Origin of the sequence: Enterobacter sp. SLBN-59, assembly GCF_024807915.1 — a bacterium.
Classification (GTDB): Bacteria; Pseudomonadota; Gammaproteobacteria; order Enterobacterales; family Enterobacteriaceae; genus Enterobacter; species Enterobacter asburiae_B.
Genome location: NZ_JANUFI010000001.1, coordinates 3,015,817 through 3,033,651, shown reverse-complemented (window position 1 = coordinate 3,033,651; position 17,835 = coordinate 3,015,817). Strand labels below are relative to the sequence as shown.

General features: G+C 58.4%; 17 protein-coding genes and 1 other annotated feature. Of the genes, 11 read left to right on the top strand and 6 right to left on the bottom strand.

Annotated features, from left to right (window positions below; all coding sequences use genetic code 11):
• Window positions 1–19 precede the first annotated feature (19 nt).
• The gene (locus M2422_RS14445) at window positions 20–1,357 is read left to right on the top strand and encodes an MFS transporter (protein WP_081273721.1); all 1,338 of its coding nucleotides are present in this window, start codon (window positions 20–22) and stop codon (window positions 1,355–1,357) included.
• A gap of 51 nt (window positions 1,358–1,408) precedes the next feature.
• Window positions 1,409–2,638 carry a DUF3748 domain-containing protein gene (locus M2422_RS14440; protein ID WP_074399166.1) on the top strand — a complete coding sequence of 410 codons (1,230 nt, stop codon included), beginning with the start codon at window positions 1,409–1,411 and terminating at the stop codon, window positions 2,636–2,638.
• Here M2422_RS14440 and M2422_RS14435 read toward each other — a convergent pair.
• Window positions 2,635–2,967: a YceK/YidQ family lipoprotein gene (locus M2422_RS14435; RefSeq protein ID WP_039260364.1), complete on the bottom strand. Its 333-nt coding sequence runs from the start codon at window positions 2,965–2,967 to the stop codon at window positions 2,635–2,637. The two genes, M2422_RS14440 and M2422_RS14435, sit on opposite strands and share 4 nt — an antisense overlap.
• A 247-nt stretch (window positions 2,968–3,214) precedes the next feature.
• Window positions 3,215–3,287: a sequence feature (ROSE (Repression Of Heat Shock gene Expression) occurs in the 5'-region of heat shock genes and acts as an RNA thermometer to modulate expression.), on the top strand.
• Here M2422_RS14435 and ibpA point away from each other — a divergent pair.
• The 3 genes from ibpA to M2422_RS14420 all read left to right on the top strand — a co-directional run bounded on the left by ibpA (window position 3,281) and on the right by M2422_RS14420 (window position 6,083).
• Window positions 3,281–3,691, top strand: coding sequence for a small heat shock chaperone IbpA (gene ibpA, locus M2422_RS14430; RefSeq protein WP_008500162.1), 411 nt, complete (start codon window positions 3,281–3,283; stop codon window positions 3,689–3,691). It overlaps the preceding feature by 7 nt.
• Before the next feature lie 136 nt (window positions 3,692–3,827).
• Entirely contained in the window at window positions 3,828–4,256 is a 429-nt protein-coding gene (ibpB, locus tag M2422_RS14425; protein ID WP_023309816.1) for a small heat shock chaperone IbpB, read from the top strand.
• A gap of 165 nt (window positions 4,257–4,421) precedes the next feature.
• Window positions 4,422–6,083: a putative transporter gene (locus tag M2422_RS14420; RefSeq protein ID WP_039260365.1), complete on the top strand. Its 1,662-nt coding sequence runs from the start codon at window positions 4,422–4,424 to the stop codon at window positions 6,081–6,083.
• On the opposite strand, the gene M2422_RS14415 is transcribed toward M2422_RS14420, so the two are convergent.
• Complete coding sequence (locus M2422_RS14415) at window positions 6,051–6,797, bottom strand: GntR family transcriptional regulator (protein WP_033144348.1); 747 nt, start codon at window positions 6,795–6,797, stop codon at window positions 6,051–6,053. The genes M2422_RS14420 and M2422_RS14415 overlap by 33 nt on opposite strands.
• A gap of 221 nt (window positions 6,798–7,018) precedes the next feature.
• Between M2422_RS14415 and M2422_RS14410 the strand changes: the two genes are divergently transcribed.
• The 4 genes from M2422_RS14410 to M2422_RS14395 all read left to right on the top strand — a co-directional run bounded on the left by M2422_RS14410 (window position 7,019) and on the right by M2422_RS14395 (window position 10,737).
• Window positions 7,019–8,641, top strand: a complete 1,623-nt coding sequence (locus M2422_RS14410) for an alpha-glucoside-specific PTS transporter subunit IIBC (protein WP_033144347.1) — start codon at window positions 7,019–7,021, stop codon at window positions 8,639–8,641.
• Entirely contained in the window at window positions 8,638–9,960 is a 1,323-nt protein-coding gene (locus tag M2422_RS14405; protein WP_063440097.1) for a 6-phospho-alpha-glucosidase, read from the top strand. The genes M2422_RS14410 and M2422_RS14405 overlap by 4 nt, the downstream gene beginning before the upstream one ends.
• Window positions 9,961–10,052: 92 nt before the next feature.
• Window positions 10,053–10,400 carry a YidH family protein gene (locus M2422_RS14400; protein ID WP_023309821.1) on the top strand — a complete coding sequence of 116 codons (348 nt, stop codon included), beginning with the start codon at window positions 10,053–10,055 and terminating at the stop codon, window positions 10,398–10,400.
• Window positions 10,390–10,737, top strand: a complete 348-nt coding sequence (locus M2422_RS14395; RefSeq protein ID WP_047059222.1) for a DUF202 domain-containing protein — start codon at window positions 10,390–10,392, stop codon at window positions 10,735–10,737. Before M2422_RS14400 ends, M2422_RS14395 begins: the two co-directional genes overlap by 11 nt.
• Before the next feature lie 34 nt (window positions 10,738–10,771).
• Here M2422_RS14395 and dsdA read toward each other — a convergent pair whose 3' ends face one another.
• Complete coding sequence (dsdA, locus tag M2422_RS14390; RefSeq protein ID WP_064673029.1) at window positions 10,772–12,058, bottom strand: D-serine ammonia-lyase; 1,287 nt, start codon at window positions 12,056–12,058, stop codon at window positions 10,772–10,774.
• A 17-nt stretch (window positions 12,059–12,075) separates the two neighbouring features.
• Entirely contained in the window at window positions 12,076–13,413 is a 1,338-nt protein-coding gene (gene dsdX, locus M2422_RS14385; RefSeq protein WP_023309824.1) for a D-serine transporter DsdX, read from the bottom strand.
• Between the two features lie 204 nt (window positions 13,414–13,617).
• Between dsdX and dsdC the strand changes: the two genes are divergently transcribed.
• Both dsdC and M2422_RS14375 read left to right on the top strand, forming a co-directional pair.
• Entirely contained in the window at window positions 13,618–14,544 is a 927-nt protein-coding gene (dsdC, locus tag M2422_RS14380; RefSeq protein ID WP_033144342.1) for a DNA-binding transcriptional regulator DsdC, read from the top strand.
• A gap of 84 nt (window positions 14,545–14,628) precedes the next feature.
• Window positions 14,629–15,717 carry a cellulase family glycosylhydrolase gene (locus M2422_RS14375; RefSeq protein WP_064673030.1) on the top strand — a complete coding sequence of 363 codons (1,089 nt, stop codon included), beginning with the start codon at window positions 14,629–14,631 and terminating at the stop codon, window positions 15,715–15,717.
• Here M2422_RS14375 and emrD read toward each other — a convergent pair.
• Window positions 15,620–16,804: a multidrug efflux MFS transporter EmrD gene (emrD, locus tag M2422_RS14370; RefSeq protein WP_033146466.1), complete on the bottom strand. Its 1,185-nt coding sequence runs from the start codon at window positions 16,802–16,804 to the stop codon at window positions 15,620–15,622. The genes M2422_RS14375 and emrD overlap by 98 nt on opposite strands.
• Before the next feature lie 175 nt (window positions 16,805–16,979).
• On the bottom strand, window positions 16,980–17,813 hold the full coding sequence (locus tag M2422_RS14365; protein ID WP_064673031.1) for an EamA family transporter: 834 nt from the start codon (window positions 17,811–17,813) through the stop codon (window positions 16,980–16,982).
• Between the last annotated feature and the right edge of the window lie 22 nt (window positions 17,814–17,835).

The following is a 17,835-nucleotide window of genomic DNA, read 5'->3' as shown; positions in this document are numbered from 1 at the left end:
CCTCTGTAAATTACAGGGCATGGTGAGCGGCTTCGCTATGCCCAAAATCTGGAGACAGATTGCGATGGATATTCCAGTTACTGCTGCAAAAACCGGGCGTCGCCGCTACCTGACGCTAATCATGATCTTTATTACCGTGGTCATTTGCTATGTCGACCGCGCCAACCTTGCCGTGGCATCGGCCCATATTCAGGCAGAGTTTGGCATCACCAAAGCGGAAATGGGCTACGTCTTCTCGGCGTTTGCCTGGCTGTATACGTTATGTCAGATACCGGGCGGCTGGTTCCTTGACCGCGTGGGCTCACGTTTGACCTACTTTATCGCCATTTTCGGCTGGTCCGTGGCGACCCTGTTCCAGGGCTTCGCGACCGGGCTGATGTCGCTGATTGGCCTGCGCGCCATCACCGGTATTTTCGAAGCGCCCGCGTTTCCCACCAACAACCGCATGGTGACCAGCTGGTTCCCGGAACACGAGCGTGCGTCAGCCGTCGGCTTTTACACCTCCGGACAGTTCGTTGGCCTGGCGTTTCTGACGCCGCTGTTGATCTGGATCCAGGAGCTGCTGAGCTGGCACTGGGTATTCATCGTCACGGGTGGGATTGGCATTATCTGGTCGCTAATCTGGTTCAAGGTTTACCAGCCGCCGCGTCTGACCAAAAGCATCACCAAAGCCGAGCTGGACTACATCCGTGACGGCGGTGGCCTGGTGGACGGCGATGCACCGGTGAAAAAAGAGGCGCGCCAGCCGCTGACCAAAGCGGACTGGAAGCTGGTCTTCCATCGTAAGCTGGTGGGTGTTTATCTGGGCCAGTTCGCGGTGACCTCCACGCTGTGGTTCTTCCTCACCTGGTTCCCGAACTACCTGACCCAGGAGAAAGGGATCACGGCGCTGAAGGCGGGCTTTATGACCACCGTGCCGTTTCTCGCGGCGTTCTTCGGCGTGCTGCTCTCCGGCTGGCTGGCCGATAAGCTGGTGAAAAAAGGCTACTCGCTGGGCGTGGCGCGTAAAACGCCGATCATCTGCGGCTTGCTGATCTCAACCTGCATCATGGGTGCCAACTACACCAACGATCCGGTGTGGATTATGACCCTGATGGCGGTGGCGTTCTTCGGTAACGGTTTCGCCTCTATCACCTGGTCGCTGGTGTCGTCCCTTGCGCCGATGCGGCTGATTGGCCTGACCGGCGGCGTGTTCAACTTTGTCGGCGGGCTGGGCGGGATCACCGTACCGCTGGTCATCGGCTACCTGGCGCAGGACTACGGCTTCGGCCCGGCGCTGGTTTATATTTCTGCCGTGGCGCTGATCGGGGCACTCTCCTACATCCTGCTGGTGGGTGATGTGAAACGAGTAGGCTAATCCCTGCGGATGTTTTACCCTGATGCACTCACCGTGCATCAGGGTATCCTCATGAAACAAATCACCTTCGCTTCGCGCAACCACCAGCTGACCAACATCAATACCTGGACGTCGGACAGCCAGTGGCTGGTCTACGACGTGCGCCCGTCCGGTGCGTCGTTCACCGGTGAAACCATCGAGCGGGTCAACGTCGCTACGGGTGAGGTAGAGGTGGTTTATCGCGCCACTGACGGCGCGCATGTCGGCGTGGTGACCGTTCATCCTGCAGAAGATAAATATGTCTTTATCCACGGCCCGAAAAACCCGGATGCCGACTGGCATTACGATTTTCATCATCGCCAGGGAGTGATTGCGCAAAACGGTCAGGTGAGCAACCTGGACGCGATGGATATCACCGCGCCTTACACCGCAGGCGCGCTGCGCGGCGGCAGCCACGTCCATGTCTTCAGCCCGAACGGGCAGCTCGTCAGCTTTACCTATAACGACCATGTCCTGCACGAGCGCGATCCTAAACTCGATTTACGCAACGTCGGCGTGGCTGCGCCTTATGGCCCGGTGAACCCGCAGGGGAACCATCCCCGTGAATATTCGGGAACCTTCTGGAGCGTGCTGGTTAGCCGCACGACTCCCAACTCTCGGCCGGGCAGCGATGAAATCAACCGCGCTTACGAAGAGGGCTGGGTGGGCAACGACAGGCTGGCGTTTATCGGCGATACCCTCTCCGCGCAGGGCGAAAAAGTACCCGAACTGTTTATCGTCGACCTGCCGAAAGACGAGCAGGGCTGGAAGCGTGCGGGCGATGCGCCGCTACAGGGCACGACGGAGACCCTGCCTGCGCCGCCTGCGGGTGTGAACCAGCGTCGTTTGACCTTTACGCATCAGAGGGCGTACCCGGGCCTGGTGAACGTGCCGCGTCACTGGGTTCGCTGCAACCCGCAGGGGACGCAGATTGCGTTTCTGATGCGGGATGATAACGGCATTGTGCAGCTGTGGCTGATCTCTCCTGCGGGCGGCGAGCCGCGCCAGTTGACGCGTACCGGGAGCGATATTCAGTCAGCATTTAACTGGCATCCTGCGGGCGACAGTCTGGGGTTTGTGCTCGAAAATCGGATCGCCTGCTGCGACGCACGGACCGGAGAGGTGACGTTTTTGACGTCCGATCATGGCAACCCACCGTCTGCTGATGCGGTCGTGTTTTCCCCGGACGGGCGCGTTATTGCGTGGATGGAGGAGACAGCCGGTTTCCGTCAGCTTTGGGTAACGGAAACCGCGCAGTACTAGCGTGGAGGCATGTCAGCGGGCGGGATGACGGCGTTTGTCGCCAGATTTTCCTGCTCGCTTTTCTCTACCCGCGAGCGCACGGAGTTGTCCTTACGAAACATATCCCACGGCAGCAGAAGCGTATCCGCCACGGCCGTAAACGGCATATCCAGGATAACCAGGGATTTGGTGCCCCAGTTTGTATCGTCATCGGAGAGCATCGCCGCGCTGGCGCGCGTCCCCGGATATGTTCCTTCTTTACCGCCGGTGTGAGACATCACGCTCGAACACCCGCAAAGTAAAACTACCCCGCTGAACGTCGTCAGCTTTATCAGAACATTTTTCATCATCACTCAGTCATCGTTAATGGCACTGCATAGACCTGCAACTCAGGGTTATAGCGAGCCTTATCCAAAATGGATAGCCCGATAACCCCGCACTGTGGCAGCCATCGCAATTTAACCCTTTGTGCTGTTGTCCCAGTCTAAGCGAGATGCAGGAAAGTGCAAAAAAAAGTGCAGCTGTCGTTCTTGAAAAGCCCGATTGCAGACCCATTTTAAGAATGTGGCCCGATAACGAACTCGCCTGATGGGTGTTCGGGGGTGCAAAGGCCTGTCCATGGTGGAAGGCTACAATTTCTCGCTGATTTCAGGAGTTTTATTTATGCGTAACTTCGATCTTTCTCCGCTATACCGTTCTGCAATTGGTTTTGACCGCCTGTTTAACCATTTAGAAAATAACCAAAGCCAGAGCAACGGCTACCCTCCATACAATGTTGAGCTGGTTGACGAAAACCACTACCGCATCGCTATTGCCGTCGCCGGTTTTGCAGAAAACGAACTGGAGATCACCGCGCAGGACAACCTGCTGGTGGTGAAAGGTTCCCATACGGCCGAGCAGAAAGAACGTACCTATCTTTATCAGGGCATCGCCGAGCGCAACTTTGAACGCAAGTTCCAGTTAGCCGAGAACATTCACGTTAAAGGCGCGAACCTGGTTAACGGCCTGCTGTTTATCGAACTGGAACGTGTGATTCCGGAAGAGAAAAAACCGCGTCGTATCGAAATTAACTAATTACGCGGGTCGCGTAAGCGGCCCATCCAGACGTGCTTGCCGTAACGGGAGCATATGCGAATCCATCAGGATTTGCAGGAACAACTGCGCACAAAATTAGACTGTGCCGAACTCGCTTCTCAGAAGGAGATTTAGTATGCGTAACTATGATTTATCCCCTCTGCTGCGTCAGTGGATTGGTTTTGACAAACTGGCTAACGCCCTGCAAAGCACCACCGAGCAACAGACGTTTCCGCCGTACAACATCGAAAAGAGCGACGATAACCACTATCGCATTACCCTTGCGCTGGCCGGTTTCCGCCAGGACGATCTGGACATCCAGCTTGAAGGCACTCGCCTGACCGTGAAGGGGTCACCGGAAAAACAAGAGACCGAGACCAAATGGCTGCATCAGGGGCTGGTTAATCAGCCGTTTAGCCTGAGCTTTACCCTGGCAGACCATATGGAAGTGTCCGGCGCAACGTTTACCAACGGGCTGCTGCATATCGACCTGATCCGCAACGTGCCGGAAGCCATCGCGCCGCAGCGTATCGCCATTAGCGAGCGGCCTGCGTTGAATAGCTAATAGTGTGCGGGCTGATGCCATCACCCCGGCCCTCTCCTGTAGGGAGAGGGTGAAAAGATAAAGCCCTGCCCCGGCAGGGCTTTTTTGTGCGCCATCACCCATACAACCGCCTCCGGCTCTGAGAGAATCCTTAGCATAACTAAGGTTATGATAAGGAAGTGGGTCATGAGTGATATCGCGTTAACCGTCAGCGTGTTGGCCCTGGTCGCTGTTGTTGGCCTGTGGATAGGTAATATCAAAATCCGTGGCGTCGGGTTTGGGATAGGCGGGGTACTGTTTGGCGGCATTTTTGTCGGGCACTTCGCCGACAAGCTCGGGCTGGTCCTCAGCGCCGAAATGCTCCACTTTACCCAGGAGTTCGGCCTGATCCTCTTCGTTTATACCATCGGTATTCAGGTGGGACCGGGCTTTTTCGCCTCACTTCGGGTCTCCGGATTACGGCTCAACCTGTTTGCCCTCGGCATTGTGGTGATGGGCGGGCTGGTCACCGCAATCCTGCATAAAATCTTCGATATCCCGCTCCCCGTGGTGCTGGGCATTTTCTCCGGGGCGGTTACCAACACGCCTGCGCTCGGTGCCGGGCAGCAAATCCTTCGCGATTTGGGCATCGAACCCGGCATCGTCGACCAGATGGGGATGAGCTACGCCATGGCCTATCCGTTTGGGATTTGCGGCATTCTGCTTTCCATGTGGCTGGTACGCGTCCTGTTTCGCATTAACGTCGACAAAGAGGCGAAGGACCACGAAACCACGCTCACCAACGGCCATATGCCGATCAAAACCATCAACATTCGGGTCGATAACCCCAACCTGAACAATATGGCGATTCAGGACGTGCCGATCCTCAACAGCGCCAATATCATCTGCTCCCGCCTCAAGCGTGACGATATGCTGATGGTGCCCGCGCCCGGCACCGTCATTCGGCAGGGCGATCTGCTGCACCTGGTCGGCCAGCCCGGAGATTTAAACAACGCGCGGCTGGTGATTGGCCAGGAAGTGGATACCTCGCTCTCAACCCGCGGCACCGATATGCGCGTGGAACGCGTTGTGGTGACTAACGAACACGTTCTTGGCAAGAAAATACGCGATCTGCAGGTAAAGGAGCGCTATGACGTGGTGATCTCTCGCCTTAACCGTGCGGGTGTTGAACTGGTCGCCAGCCCGGAGGCCAGCCTGCAGTTCGGGGATATCCTCAACCTGGTTGGGCGCCCGTCGTCCATCGACGCCGTGGCGGATATGGTGGGTAACGCCCAGCAAAAGCTGCAGCAGGTGCAGATGCTGCCGGTGTTTATCGGTATCGGGCTTGGCGTGCTGCTCGGTTCTATTCCTGTGTACGTGCCGGGCTTCCCGGTGGCGCTCAAGCTGGGCCTGGCGGGCGGGCCGCTGATTATGGCGCTGATCCTCGGGCGTATCGGCTGTATCGGCAAGCTCTACTGGTTTATGCCGCCGAGCGCCAACCTGGCGCTGCGCGAGCTGGGCATCGTGCTGTTCCTGGCGGTGGTCGGCCTGAAATCCGGAGGGGATTTTGTCGATACCCTGGTCAAGGGCGAAGGGATGAGCTGGGTAGGCTACGGCATCTTTATCACGGCGATCCCGCTGCTGACGGTGGGAATACTGGCGCGGATGTTCGCCAAAATGAACTACCTGACGCTGTGCGGGATGCTGGCGGGCTCCATGACCGATCCGCCCGCGCTGGCTTTTGCCAACAACCTGCACGCCACCAGCGGTGCGGCCGCGCTCTCCTATGCCACCGTCTATCCGCTGGTGATGTTCCTGCGCATCATCACCCCGCAGCTACTGGCGGTGCTGTTCTGGGGGATGAGCTAGCAGGTCATCCGGGTGGATGCGCCGCAGATGGTAGTCCACCTGGTAATCACTGGTATTTCGGAACATCACGGAATAATTGAGGAACTCGCCGCTGTCGCTGTAGGAGAGAGAGGTAATTCGCAGCAGCGGCGTCTGTTCCGGCAGGTTCATATAACCGGCCAGCGTTTTATCTGCCAGCACCGGCGTCAGGCTCTCGTAGTTGCCGCTGATGGTGATCCCGCACTCCTTCTCGATGTAATCAAACTTAGACCCCTCAAGATGCGCCAGCGACAGATTGCGGAACAGCTTCACCGGCATAAAGCTGTCCTCCAGCATCAGCGGCTTCCCGTCCACGTAGCGCACCCGCCGGGAAAAGTAGATCCGTTCATCCACCTGAATCCGCAGCTGGCTGGCGATGGCGGGCGGGGCGGGCATCACTTCAAACTGTAAGACCTTACTCTGCACCTCTTTTCCCTGCTGACGCAGCACCTCCACCAGCCCGGTCAGGTTGGTGGTTTCGTGGTGAACGTCTTTGCGTGAGACAAAGGTTCCGCTGCCGTGCCGACGCTCAACCAGCCCCCAGCTCACCAGCAGATCCAGCGCCTTGCGGATGGTCATTCGCGCCACGCCGAACTCCTGCGCCAGCGCTTTTTCGCCGGGCAGCGGGCTGCCGACGTTGTAGTCCGACGAATTCAGCCGCAGCCGCAATCTGTCAGCAATGGATTTGTAGATCACCAGTAGACCTCTCTGCCGTTATCAGGGCGTGGATTGCGTTCTGACATGTCCATATTTACGTCAAAAAGTAGACCTGATTGGTCAAAATAAAACCATGAATGCGATCACGAATCGCAGCGGCACGCCATGTTCGCGCATCAGTAACTTCTTATGCTCACCTCAGGCCAGCAAAAAACCATAAAGGCCTCTACCCCTACAGGTTGTTTCATGAGGATTTAAAAATGCTCAGTCAAATACAACGTTTTGGCGGTGCCATGTTTACCCCGGTGTTGCTGTTTCCGTTCGCCGGGATCGTGGTGGGAATCGCCATCATGCTTCGCAACCCGCTGTTTGTCGGCGAAGCCTTAACGGCCCCCGATCATCTTTTCGCGCAGATTGTTCACATCATTGAAGAGGGCGGCTGGGCGGTGTTTCGCAATATGCCGCTGATTTTTGCCGTCGGCTTACCGATTGGCCTGGCGAAGCAGGCGCAGGGCCGCGCCTGTCTGGCGGTGCTGATTAGCTTCCTGACCTGGAACTACTTCATTAACGCGATGGGGATGACCTGGGGCCACTTCTTTGGCGTCGATTTCTCCGCCGAACCGACGGCCGGAAGCGGGCTGGCGATGATTGCCGGCATCAAAACGCTCGATACCAGCATCATCGGTGCCATTGTGATCTCAGGCATCGTCACCGCCATCCACAACCGCTATTTCGACAAGCCGCTGCCGGTGTTTCTGGGGATTTTCCAGGGCAGCTCGTTTGTCGTTATCCTCGCGTTCTTCGTCATGATCCCCTGCGCCTGGCTGACGCTGCTGGGCTGGCCGAAAGTGCAGATGGGCATTGAGTCCCTGCAGGCGTTTCTGCGCTCCGCCGGTGCGCTGGGCGTGTGGGTGTATACCTTCCTGGAACGCATTCTGATCCCAACCGGATTGCACCACTTCGTCTACGGTCCGTTCATCTTCGGCCCGGCGGCGGTAGAAGGCGGCATTCAGGTCTACTGGGCGCAGCACCTGCAGGAATTCAGCCAGAGCACCCTGCCGCTGAAAACCCTCTTCCCGGAAGGCGGATTCGCGCTGCACGGCAACTCAAAAGTGTTTGGCTCGGTCGGGATTGCGCTGGCGATCTGGTATACCGCGTCGCCGGAAAACCGCGTCAAGGTGGCGGGGCTGCTGGTCCCGGCCACGCTCACCGCCGTGCTGGTGGGCATCACTGAACCGCTTGAGTTCACCTTCCTGTTTATCTCGCCGCTGCTGTTTGCCGTGCACGCCGTGCTGGCGGCGACTATGGCAACGGTGATGTACGCCTTTGGCGTGGTCGGGAACATGGGCGGCGGCCTGCTGGACCAGTTCCTGCCGCAAAACTGGATCCCAATGTTCCACAACCACGCCTCGACGGTATTCACCCAGATCGGCATTGGCGTCTGCTTCACCGGGATTTACTTCGTGGTCTTCAAAACGCTGATCGAACGTCTGAACCTGAAAACGCCGGGCCGGGAAGAGAGCGAAATCAAACTCTACAGCAAGGCCGACTATAAGGCGGCGCGCGGGCAAACCACCGCCCCGGCGGCGGCCAGCCAGCAGGTAGGGCAGGCCGCCGGGTTCCTGCAGGCGCTCGGCGGCGCGGCCAACATCGAAAGCATCAACAACTGCGCCACCCGCTTGCGCATTGCGCTGGTGGATATGGCGAAAACCCAAAGCGATGACGTCTTCAAAGCCCTCGGCGCCCACGGCGTGGTGCGACGCGGCAACGGCATTCAGGTGATTGTCGGCCTGCACGTTCCTCAGGTGCGCGACCAGCTGGAATCGCTGATGAAAACCCCTTTAACGAATGAACAAACCACCCTGACAGAGGCTATATCATGAAAAAATTCTCAGTTGTTATTGCAGGCGGCGGCAGCACCTTTACGCCTGGTATCGTCCTGATGCTGTTAGCCAACCGTGACCGTTTCCCGCTGCGCGCGCTGAAGTTCTATGACAACGACGGCGCACGTCAGGAGACCATCGCCGAAGCGTGCAAAATCATCCTCAGGGAGCAGGCGCCGGAGATTGAATTCAGCTACACCACCGATCCTAAAGCGGCGTTTACCGACGTGGATTTCGTGATGGCGCATATCCGCGTGGGCAAATACCCGATGCGTGAAAAAGATGAAAAAATCCCGCTGCGCCACGGCGTGCTGGGCCAGGAGACCTGCGGACCGGGCGGCATCTCCTACGGCATGCGCTCTATCGGCGGCGTGCTGGAGCTGGTGGATTATATGCAGCAGTACTCCCCGAACGCGTGGATGCTGAACTATTCCAACCCGGCGGCGATTGTCGCGGAAGCCACGCGCCGCCTGCGTCCGAACGCCAAAATCCTCAACATCTGCGATATGCCGATCGGCATTGAAGGGCGCATGGCGCAGATTGTCGGCCTGAAAAACCGCAAAGAGATGCGCGTGCGCTACTACGGCCTGAACCACTTCGGCTGGTGGACGTCGATTGAAGATCTCAACGGCAACGATCTGATGCCGAAACTGCGCGAATACGTGGCGAAAAACGGCTATGTTCCGCCTTCGGAAGATGCGCATACCGAAGCGAGCTGGAACGATACCTTTGCCAAAGCCAGAGACGTACAGGCGCTTGATCCGGATACCATGCCGAACACCTACCTGAAGTATTACCTGTTCCCGGACTACGTGGTCGCGCACTCCAACCCGGAACGCACCCGCGCCAATGAGGTCATGGATCACCGTGAGAAGCATGTATTCAGCGCCTGCCGGGCGATTATTGAAGCCGGTCACTCTGCCGCCGGTGAGCTGGAAATCGACGAACATGCGTCGTACATCGTCGATCTGGCGACGGCGATTGCCTTCAACACTCAGGAGAGGATGCTGCTGATTGTGCCAAACAACGGGGCCATCCATAACTTTGATGCCGACGCGATGGTGGAGATCCCGTGCCTGGTAGGCCATAACGGCCCAGAGCCGCTTACGGTGGGCGATATTCCACACTTCCAGAAAGGGCTGATGAGCCAGCAGGTGGCGGTGGAAAAACTGGTGGTGGATGCCTGGGAGCAGCGCTCGTACCAGAAACTCTGGCAGGCGATCACCCTGTCGAAAACCGTGCCGAGCGCGTCCGTCGCGAAAGCGATTCTGGATGACCTGATCGAGGCCAATAAGGACTACTGGCCAGAGCTGCACTAATCGTCCTGACCGGCATCGCCCGATGCCGGTCTCCTTGTCCTTGTCGATTTACGCTATGCTGAAGCCTGCCTGGAGCACGACAAGGAACCTTCATGAAAATTTCCCGCCTCGGCGAAGCGCCGGACTACCGCTTCTCTCTGGCCAATGAACGCACTTTTTTAGCGTGGATCCGCACCGCGCTGGGCTTTCTTGCCGCAGGGGTGGGTCTCGATCAGCTCGCGCCGGATTTCGCCACGCCGCTGATTCGCGAAGTGCTGGCGCTGCTGCTGTGCCTGTTTGCGGGCGTGCTGGCGATTTACGGCTACCTGCGCTGGCTGCGCAATGAGAAGGCGATGCGTCTGAAGCAGGATCTGCCCTATACGCGCGGGCTGCTGATTATCAGCACGATTCTGCTGACGGTGGCGGGCGTGGTGATGGTGCTGGTGTTCTATGGCGGATAGCCGCAAAGCGCGGCGCGAGGCGGACCCCGGCCTGCAGCCGGAGCGGACGTCGCTGGCCTGGCTTCGCACGCTGCTGGGGTATGGCGCGCTGATTGCCCTGGCGATTAAGCACAACTGGCACCGCACGGGGGTGCCATTCTGGATTTCTATTGTTGTGCTGGCGCTGGTGGCCATCATTTTATGGCGCTATACCCGCAGCCGTAACCTGATGGACGTGGCGCAGAACGATTTTGTACAGCCGAAAGCGGTTCGGGATAAGTTCCTGATCGCGCTCGCTGTTCTCTCCCTGTCGCTGCTGTTTGCAGTAACCCATATTCAGCAAATTTTGAGCCTGTAAGCCCGGTGGCGGCTACGCCTTACCGGGCCTACGATTAACGGCCTTTTGCTAAATACTTCGCCATCTCGTCTTCCGGCACCATCCCGCCGCCGGTCGCCCACACCAGGTGGGTAACGTTGGTATGCGAATGAACGCGCACCGGCCCGGCCATCCCCGCCAGCGCCGACGGCTCCAGGCGGATCCCTTCCTCCTGCGCCAGCCAGCCGAGCATGTCGTACATGCTCTGGTCGGAAAGGGTGTAGAACCCGTCGAGCAGGCGCTCCATCGCGCGGCCCACGAAGCCGGAGGCGCGTCCTACCGCCAGCCCGTCCGCCGCCGTGACGTTATCAATGCCCAGGTCCTGCACCGCGATCTCATCGTGCAGGCCGGTGTAGACGCCCAGCAGCATGCACGGGGAGTGCGTTGGCTCCGCGAAGAAGCAGTGGACGTTATCGCCAAAGGCCAGCTTCAGGCCAAATGCTACGCCGCCGGGGCCGCCGCCAACGCCGCACGGCAGGTAAACGTACAGAGGATGGTCCGCATCCACCACGCGGCCCTGTTCGGCAAACTGCGCCTTAAGGCGCTCACCTGCAACGGCGTAGCCCAGGAAAAGGGTGCGGGAGTTTTCATCGTCAATGAAGAAACAGTTCGGATCGCTTTCCGCCGCTTTTCGTCCCTGCTCCACCGCCACGCCGTAATCCTGCTCATATTCCACGACGATGACGCCGTGGCTGCGCAGTTTGGCTTTCTTCCACTCGCGGGCGTCGGCGGACATATGCACCGTCACCTTAAAGCCGATGCGTGCGCTCATAATGCCGATGGACATCCCGAGGTTGCCGGTTGAGCCTACCGCAATGCTGTACTGGCTGAAGAAGTCCTTAAAGCGTGGCTCCAGCAGAATGCTGTAGTCGTCTTCAACGCTCAGCAACCCGGCTTCCAGCGCCAGTTTTTCCGCATGGGTCAGCACCTCATAGATGCCGCCGCGCGCTTTAATCGAGCCGGAAATCGGCAGATGGCTGTCTTTTTTCAGCAGCAGCGTGCCGGGAATAGGCTTACCAGATTCTCTCTCCAGCCGCTTTTGCATCGCCGGGATCGCGACCAGTTCGGATTCGATAATCCCGCCCGTTGCCGCCGTTTCCGGGAAGGCTTTCGCCAGATACGGCGCGAAGCGGTTGAGGCGCGCGTGCGCGTCGTCCACGTCGGCTTTGGTCAGCCCGACATAGGGCAACCCTTCTGCAAGCGTCGTGGTGCGCGGGTTAAGCCAGGTAGTTTCTTTCAGGGCGATCAGATCCTCAACCAGAGGAAACTGTGCGGTTAAAGTAGTGATTGTTGCGTTTTCCATAATACGTCTCTTCGCGCTCAGATAATGAAGGAAAGCAGGAATGTGCCGCCAAGTGCAAGCACCGAGGCGATAAACGTCGCCGTCGTATAGTATTTGAAGGTCTCATTCAGGGTCGCGCCGCAGTATTGCTTCACCAGCCAGAAGAGGGAATCGGTCACGATCGTGCAGCCAATGGCGCCGGAACCGATGGCAATGGTGATGATTTCCGGGCTCACGTTTGGATAGAGCGGCAGCATCGGCGCGACGATCGCCGTGGCGCCCATCATCGCCACCGTCGCGGAGCCTACGGCGGCATGCAGCACCAGCGCCACCAGCCAGGCGAGCAGGATAGGGTGCATGTGCAGGTTCGAGAGAATATGCGCCAGCGAATCCGCCAGCCCGCTGGTTTTCAGGATGGCGTTAAACGCGCCGCCCGCGCCGATAATCAGCAAAATGTTGGCGATAGAGCCGAAGCCGTGCTCGGTATGCGTCAGCATCGTGCCCATGCCCATATGCTGGCGTATCCCCAGCAGGTAGTAGGCGACAAACACGGCGATAAACATCGCGGTGATCGGGTTACCGATAAACTCCAGCAGCGTATACAGCGTGCCTTCTTTTGCCATATTCAGCTCGGCAATGGTTTTCACCAGCATCAGGGCAATCGGCAGCAGCACCGTGAACAGCGTGGCGCCCAGCGACGGCAGGGTGTGCTCTTCCCGCACCTTCAGGTCTGAAAATTCCGCCGGAACCGGTTTAAACGGCAGACGGTTGCCGAGCAGTTTCAGGAACAGCGGGCCGCCGACCAGCGAGGCCATCAGGCCCACCATCAAACCGTAGACAATGACCGTTCCGACGTCCGCGCCTAATTTATTGGTCACAAACAGCGCGGCCGGATGCGGCGGCACCACGCAGTGCACCGCCATCAGCGCGGTACAGAGCGGAATGGCCAGCTTGAGCAGCGACGTGTTGGTCTTTTTGGCGATGGAAAACGCCAGCGGGATCAGCAGTACCACACCCACTTCCACGAACAGCGTGATCCCGCAGATAAGGCCCACCAGCACCATAATCACGTCCGCCGACAGCCAGCGGCAGCGCTGCAACGCGATCCCGATGCGCTCTGCCGCGCCGGAGACTTCCATCATCTTGCCGAGAATGGTGCCCAGACCAATCACCGCCGCCAGGAAGCCCAGCGTACCGCCAATTCCGCTCTCAATGGCATTCACCATATCCAGCGGGCTCATCCCCATCATCGCGCCGACGAAAAAGCTCGCCAGCAGCAGCGCGAGGAACGGGTGAAACTTCAGCTTAACGATGGTTAAAACAATCAACACAATGCTGACCAGCAGCGTTGCCACAACCCAGACCTGAGATCCCATATCTCACCTCACCCTTATGTCATCTGTGGGTATTGGACGAAAAAACGGCGTGGGCTGACAAACGATATAAATTGGCGTTCAGATGAGCCAGATTGGATCAACTGAGTGACTGCGGTCTAAAAAGTGCACTTAATTCGTATTAGGTTCACATAAATTCACCCTTGAGCGGTATGCTGAGCGCAGAAAACCCGCGTGAGAATTGTGATGACCGATGCGAATGAAGCCAGAAACCGCCTGTTAAACGGCTGGCAGCTGTCGAAAATGTACACCTTTGAAGTGGCCGCCCGGCATGAGTCTTTCGCCCTGGCGGCGGAGGAGCTGTCGCTCAGCCCAAGCGCGGTGAGCCACCGCATCAACCTGCTGGAAGAGGAGCTGGGCATTCAGCTGTTCGTCCGCTCGCACCGTAAAGTTGAGCTGACGCAGGAGGGAAAGCGTGTTTACTGGACGCTTAAGTCGTCCCTCGACACCCTGAATCAGGAGATCCTGGACATCAAAAACCAGGCGCTGTCCGGCACGCTGACGGTCTACTCCCGGCCGTCGATCGCTCAGTGCTGGCTGGTGCCCATGCTGGGGGACTTTACCCGCCGCTATCCGTCGATTTCACTCACCATCCTGACCGGCAATGATTACGTCAATATGCAGCGAACGGGCGTCGATCTGGCGCTCTATTTCGACGATACGCCGCCAAACCACCTCTCTCATCACTTCCTGATGGACGAGGAGATTTTGCCCGTCTGCTCGCCGAAGTATGCCCGCGAGCATGAGCTGCTGAAAAACCCCGATAACCTCAGCCACTGCACGCTGCTGCACGACCGTCAGGCCTGGAGCAACGATTCCGGTACGGATGAGTGGCTGAGCTGGGCGCAACATTTTGCGGTGAATATGCCGCCATCGTCGGGTATTGGTTTCGATCGTTCCGATTTAGCGATTATTGCGGCCATCAACCACGTCGGCGTCGCGATGGGCAGAAAGCGGCTGGTGCAGAAACGGCTCGAACGGGGCGAGCTTATCGCCCCGTTTGGTGAAAAGACCCTGAAATGCCATCAGCACTACTATATCTCGACGCTCTCTGGCCGACAGTGGCCGAAAATAGACGCCTTTATCGGCTGGCTGAGAGAACTGGCAGGTTGAAGAATTATTACGCTTTCGCTCTACACGAAATGTGAAAAAGCGTGCTAAATACAGGTAATGCTTTCGATTTATCCAGGGTAAACCGTGTTAAAGCCTTTTATTGCCTGTGCATTACTAATCTCTTCCGGCTGGGCGATTGCCGCTGAGCCGCCGCTGACGGCTGCCCGTTATGCGCAGCAGCTGGGCGTCGGGATGGATGTGGACTGGGCGCGCACCGAGCGCGGCATACGCGAATTCGACCCGCTGGTGGTACGCGATTTTCGTGCAAAAGGCATTACCCACGTGCGCATTCGCGTCGCCGATGAGCCGACGGAAGCGCGGCTAATTCACCTGCGCAAGCTGGTAGAAGCCTGCGAACAGTATGGCGTGATCCCGATTATCGCCTATCAGGCTGATGAGTATAAAAACGACCCGAAAGCCGATAACGAGAAAGAGACGGTCAACTGGTGGATTGCCGTGGCGCACTATTTCGGTCAGAGCTATCCGCTGCTGGGTTTTGATCTCATTTATGAGCCGGCCGACAAGCTTAACCACAACCTCGCGTCGCTAAACCGCGTGTACGAAAAAACCATTAAAGCGATCCACGACATGGACCCGCAGCGCATGATCTTTATTGCGCCGCGCCTTCGCGCCGCGCCGGAGGATTTATCCAGCCTGAAGCTGCCCGCGCACAGCCAAAACTACCTGCTGGCAGAGTGGCATATTTTCCCGTGGGGGCCGCTGAAAAATAGCGGTAAATACCCGTGGACGTCCGGCACGGCGACGGAGAAAGCGGCTATCCATAATCGCATCACTACCGCGCTGCGCTGGCAGCAAAAAACCGGGCACGTGAGCTGGGTCGGGGGCTGGGGAGTGGGAGAGTCAAACCATCTCACGCCAACCGCTTCGCAAATGGCGTTCTCCACCTTTATGGCCTGCGAGTTGCAAAAGGCGAAAATCCCGTATGCGCTGAACGCGGATTTCCAGTTTTACGACGGGGAAGAGGGGGCCTGGCGGCCCGCGCCGGAGCCGTTACTGCAGGCGATGATTGCGCCCGTCTGTGAAAAGCCCGGCGAAAAGCCGGGCCATCATGCGGTTAAACCGGCTGCTCGTGATGCGGAACACGCGACGCCAGCGGCAGCCAGCACAGTAAAATCAGCAGCCCCATCAGCGTCATCAGCAGGCCCAAACTAGCCTGCCCGGTCTGCGGCATCATCGCCGAGAGCCAGGCCAGCGCGCCGGAGCCGATATTCTGCAAACCGCCTACCAGCGCGCCAGCCGTGCCTGCGAGAAACGGGAACGGCTCCATCGCGCCGCTGGTCGCCAGCGGGAACAGCATCCCCGCGCCGAAGAAGAACAGCGCTGCCGGGATGAGCAGCGTCCAGACCGTCATCACGCCAAACAGCCCCGGTATCCACATCATCAGACCCGCCAGCAGACAGCTGATTACCGACTGCCACATCAGGGTGGAGAAGCGTTTATTTGGGCGTCCGGCAAACCACGCGCCGAAGAACGCCGCCGGGATCGGCAGAATAAACAGAATACTCACTACCATGCTGCTCAGGCCCAGACCCGCGCCCAGCAGCACGCCGGAACAGGCTTCAAACACCGCAATGCCCGCCAGGCCGCCGATCAGCATCAGCAGGTAGCAGGTAAACGACCCGTTGCCGAACAGCGTTTTATAGCTGGTGATAAGCTTCGTGCGCGGGGCGTCCTGCGGGCGCGTTTCCGGCATCCAGCGCGCCATGCTGAAGGTGACAATGACGCACAGCACCAGCAGGAAGGCGTAGCAGGCGCGCCAGGACCACATCGTGTCCAGCAGGCCGCCAATCAGCGGGGCGAGAAGCGGGCTGACCAGAATACCCATATTCAACAAGCTGTTGGCATGACGGAGCTGGGTGCCCTGATACATATCGCGCGGTAAGGTTCGCGCCATCACCCCACCGACGCCGGTTCCGACGCCCTGCAGGGCGCTGGCGGCAATCAGTACGGTCAGGCTGTGCGTGGTAATGGCAATCACCGTCGCCACCATGAAAATGCTCATGCCCACCAGGATCACCGGGCGACGCCCGATTCGGTCAGACAGCGGGCCGTAGAAGAGCTGCGAAACGCCATAGGTCAGCAGGTAGGCTGCCATCACGCTCTGCACCGCGCCCTCGCGGACGTTCAATTCCTTTGCCATGTCTGCAATCGCCGGAATGTAGATGGTTTGCGCCATCTGACCGACGGCCACCAGTAACACCAGCATCAACAATAAGTTAACGTTCCTTTGTTTTTTCATGTCGCTGAATACTTTTGCCAAAAGAGAAAAATGAAGAATAAGTGACTGCGCATTCCCATAAATGCGCGAGGAATCTACCACAGAGAGATGACAATTTAAGCATTGTCGTGGTGAATGAAAAAACCGGGAAAGGCAGGATTTGTAAACAAGAACGGCAACTAATGTTGCCAGTGATTTACGCCAGGCGCAGCAGAATGGCGCCGCCGGCAATACCCAGCGCCGCCGCGATGCGCAGGCCCGCAACCTTCTCTTTTAAAAGGACAAACGCGATCAGCGCCCCGAAAAGAATCGAGGTTTCACGCAGCGCCGCGACCACCGCCAGCGGTGCCTGCGTCATGGCCCAAAGCGCCAGACCGTAAGAGCCCATGGTGCCAATACCGCCGAGCAACCCCTTTTTCCAGTGCAGGCGCAGGTAGCCGGACGCCTCGCGCCGGCGCGCCACCATCGCCCAGCTCAGCAGGCAGAAGCCGTTCATAAAGAAGGTCCACAGCGTGTAGCCCAGCGCGGTGTCCGACAGCCGCACGCCGGTGCCGTCGACCAGCGTATACCCGGCAATGAAGCAGGCGTTCAGCAGCGCCAGCCAGATCCCTTTGCGTGACCGTATGCGGCCATGCATCGCCATCGCCAGAATCGAAAGGCAAATTACCCCGATGCCGGACCAGGCGAGCCAGGAGAGACGATCGCCGAGCGCCAGCACGCCGATCAGCGCCACCAGCAGCGGGGCGGTGCCGCGCATCAGGGGATAGGTCTGGCTCATATCGGAGACCTGATAGGTCTTCGCTACCAGCACGGTGTACACCACCTGTAAGGCGCAGGAGACGATCAAAAACGGCCAGCTTGCAGCAGATGGCTGTGGGGAAAACGGCAGTAAGACCAGAGCGATAAGCGTGGCGGATCCGCTGACGCTTATCGCGGAATAGAGCTTGTCCGTTCCGGCCTTAACGATGGCGTTCCAGCTGGCATGCAGCAGCGCGGCGAAGAGCAAAATGCAGAAAACGGTGGTGGTCATGGCGTATCGGGTGATGAATTGT